The 1053-nt window shown below is 40.7% G+C and carries 1 protein-coding gene and 1 pseudogene; one reads left to right on the top strand and one right to left on the bottom strand.

What is annotated here, in order from left to right; translation table 11 throughout:
- Positions 1-167, bottom strand: a pseudogene (locus B9G53_RS28335) (ATP-binding protein); the annotation flags it as partial.
- Positions 168-564: 397 nt separating this feature from the next.
- On the opposite strand from B9G53_RS28335, the gene B9G53_RS27110 reads away from it, so the two are divergent.
- Complete coding sequence (locus tag B9G53_RS27110; RefSeq protein WP_176453064.1) at positions 565-738, top strand: hypothetical protein; 174 nt, start codon at positions 565-567, stop codon at positions 736-738.
- Positions 739-1053: the final 315 nt, after the last annotated feature.

Below are 1053 nucleotides of genomic sequence, written 5' to 3'. Positions count from 1 at the left end.
GCAAGTGCCAACATGGCTGTAGTCTTACCTACCTGCCTTGGCGCATGGATCACGAAATAGTTTTCTTGAGCTATTAATTGTTTGATTTCAGGCAAGCGCTCTGTTGCTGACAACATGTAGTGAATGTCAGGCTTACAAGGACCAGCAGTATTAAACCATTTTTGCATAACGACAGCTAACTAACGGGCAGATACCCCTTCAATATATAACAACGCACCAAGCAAAGCCCTCAAACCTTGAAAACACGTTACCTTAATTAAGTATAAATGCTTATTCACATAAATATAATGACAAATAATCATCAATTATTTGTTCTAAGATTACTCTGTGACAAGTTGGGATTTTGAGCTGAGTTTACTTGTGTCTGTGTGATTATGACCATAAGTTTGCCGCATCGGCAAACTTATGGTGTCAACTTCTAGGGTAAAGATCTCTAACACTTAGCCAGTCTGCATTTCGGTTGTAGAGGGTCGCTAAATCCCGTCTCCTTAAGCCATTTAGCTACCCCTGTTAAGGTGACTAACGAGCTTGCGTAATTCCAGCGATATAGATCCGTAAAACATCTTGTCAAAAATCCATTTTATTGAACTTTTGACGGCTGAAACGACCAATCTACGTGCGCTATTTTTGCACTTTAACAGGGGTAGCCATTTAGCCCAGCCACAGGCAAAATTTGTCTATGACTGGAGTGGTAAAATCAGCGATTGGGAGGTAAATCCAGATGCAGATGGAAGATAACATCAGGCTGCTCAAGGCTTTTGGTTGCTTCAAGAGTTTACGATTTTCGGCAAGCTTATGCTTGTAATTCAAGACTTTCGGCAACCTTATGCTTCCATCTAGGGAGACGAATCAAGGAGAACCCAACGGTGAAATCGGTATTTCAACCTCAGTAGTGGCAAATTTATGGTACAGCAAAAAAAGGGAAAGATAGGACATAATATTAAGACAGGAGAGAAAGAAAAAGAACCGAAAATGACAGCAGCTTACTGCATAGATTTACGAGAGAAAGCAGTATCAGCTATTGATAGAGGAGGAAAAAAGAGTCACGTCTGC

The sequence above is a fragment of the Pseudanabaena sp. SR411 genome (genome assembly GCF_002251945.1).
Taxonomy (GTDB): domain Bacteria; phylum Cyanobacteriota; class Cyanobacteriia; order Pseudanabaenales; family Pseudanabaenaceae; genus Pseudanabaena.
Note: the sequence above shows the minus strand (reverse complement) of the source record. Positions and strands in the feature narration are given on the sequence as shown.